Raw genomic sequence first — 2,270 nt, forward strand, 5'->3', positions numbered from 1 at the left:
AGGGCGTTCAGATGAGGAGGGCGTTCAGATGAGGGGCGTACCCCGCAGGCGGCGGGACCGGACGGGGCAGCGGCGGCAACTCGGCCCGGGCGGGGCAACGGCACTACGGGGGCCGTGCCCCGCGTATCGATCGCGACGCCGGTGACGGCGTTGGTGGCGCAGTCGATGAACCACGTCACCCACGGGCATACCAGCTCGCCGTGCAGGTCGACCTCGACAGGGACGTGCTTGTGGTCGCCTTCCCAGCAGGCGTTGCGCCACTGCCGGGGCCGGCGCAGGTGCACGTCGTGGCCACGCCGGGCCCGTTCCCCGCCGGCCAGGGCGGCGCGCTGGCCGGGGTTCAGGTCTCGTCGGATCGCCCGGTGCAACGTCGCCAACGACGGCACCGCCACCGGCATGGCCTTGCCCGCGTCGTCCGTCAGTGGCGGCTTGGGCTGCGGTGCGGGCCTCAGTGAGGAGTTCGCGGTGGACCGCGGCCGCGTTCCCGCACCACAGCACGAGCCGCGCGTGCAGCTGTGGGGTGACCCTGAACCTCCCCCGCCCCTTCGCATCGGTCCGCCCCTCGGTACGCGCCGCGGCCAACCAGCGCCACACCGTGCGCAGCGACACCCCCACCGCGTCAGCGACCAACCGCACATGACCGGTCGTCGTCCACCGCCTGCTGCCGCGCGAGCGCCACAGGAACCACCGGCCCCAGGTCCGCGGCCTTGTCCGCCGGCACGAGCACCACCTCCGCTCCCCTGGCGCGCCACGTTCACCCGAGCCGTGACGGCACAGGCTTCCTGAGCCCAGGAAGCCTGACTCTGCGCCGAGGTGACACCACAATCGGCAATCCGCTGACACCAGAGCTGGGCAGGCTGCATACGTACGGCCTAATGGCCGGTTACGTCAGGCAGTGGCCGGGTCGACCAGCGCAGGTCAGAAGGGAAGGTCGCCCACTTCTGCCTCGGCTGGCCTTGGGTAGCCCAGGGACCAGCAGCCGGGGAGGGCCTCCTCCAGCGCCTCCAGGGCGGCCTGGGTGCGGGACGCTGCGTGCAGCCAACTGAACACGCCGAGGCCGTCCAGGCGGAGCAGCATGCCGGGAGCGGCGTACCAGCGCACCGGCGACTCCTCCAGCCCGGTCCAGAACGGATAGTCGGGCAGCGCCACCCGCTCAAAGCGCCGCGGCAACGCCTCGATCAGGACTGCGGGAAGCTCGCACGCGTTGTAGAAACGGCCCGGCGCGAACAGCGACTCGCTGAGCACCAGCTCGACCAGGGACAGCGAGAGTCGGTCCATGAACGGCAGCCAGCCGTCCCGGGACTGGACGAACACCGGCGGGTCATCCGCGTCGAGGTCCTCAAGACGCACGCCCCAGCAGGCGCAGCCCTGGTTCTCCGCGCGGAAGACCAGCACACCGCCGAACTCGCCATGCACGAACACCTCACCCGGCGGCAACAGCGGGTCCTGATTGCCCGTCAGATCCTTGCGCGCACCGAGCAGCACGTAGAACTCCCGCAACGCCGCCGGAAACCGCAAACCCAACCGCGTCTCGGCCCGCTGGACCTGCGCAACCGGGACCCCGTCGCTGTCCGCCACCGGCACAGCCCACGCCGCGGCGAAAGCGCGCAGGAACTCCCACGCCCGCTCCCGGTCGGGAACACCGTTGCCGAGAGCGCGGGCCGCATCGAACTCTTCAACCATGCCGCGGACCGTATCCCGGCATTGTCGTGCGGAGACCACCCGGCCCGCCCCGCACGCAACCATGCAAGGCCATACGCCAGACGAGTCATCAGGCAAGCCGGTACAGCATAGGGATCTGCACGAAGGTGTCACTGGAAGAAATCACCAGGTGTCACCCCACCTCCGCGGCCGGGTGACACCAGCCGCTCCCCCGCTCCCCGGTCAGGCCCAAACACCACGCCAGTGACACCCACTGACTCCCCAGTGACAACAAACCGCAGATTCGCACTCACCGAGCCACCCTCCGGACTCCACCGGCACACCGCCCAGCCCCGGGCCACGCCCGGCTACCAGCGGCACGGTGGAGCCCGTTCCCGGGCCTGGCGCAGGCCTCCAGCAAGGCGCGGCAGCGCACCTGGGCACCGCCGAACCCGTCCCCAGCAACCCCTCGGCGGCCCGCCCCCGCACCGCTCCAAACTGCACAGACCCGGGATGCAAGAGCCGCCAGGGGACTTCACCCTCGGGCTCACGGCCCGGGGACAGGCACTACCCCGGCCGGCGAGGCAGGAGCGGACACGGGGCCGGGGCGCAGCCCGGCACCACCACCC

1 protein-coding gene and 1 pseudogene are annotated in these 2,270 nt (G+C 71.4%); both read right to left on the bottom strand.

The annotated features are described in order from the left end of the window. Window positions 1-392, bottom strand: a pseudogene (locus tag ASC99_RS41435) (hypothetical protein); the annotation flags it as partial. A gap of 526 nt (window positions 393-918) precedes the next feature. Continuing rightward, window positions 919-1,683 carry an SMI1/KNR4 family protein gene (locus ASC99_RS29930; protein WP_057237923.1) on the bottom strand — a complete coding sequence of 255 codons (765 nt, stop codon included), beginning with the start codon at window positions 1,681-1,683 and terminating at the stop codon, window positions 919-921. Between the last annotated feature and the right edge of the window lie 587 nt (window positions 1,684-2,270).

The organism is Kitasatospora sp. Root107, from assembly GCF_001424875.1.
GTDB lineage: Bacteria > Actinomycetota > Actinomycetes > Streptomycetales > Streptomycetaceae > Kitasatospora.

Excerpts from the sequence above, each read along its gene's own strand:
- ASC99_RS29930 (WP_057237923.1), bottom strand. The coding sequence starts at position 1,683 with ATGGTTGAAGAGTTCGATGCGGCCCGCGCTCTCGGCAACGGTGTTCCC.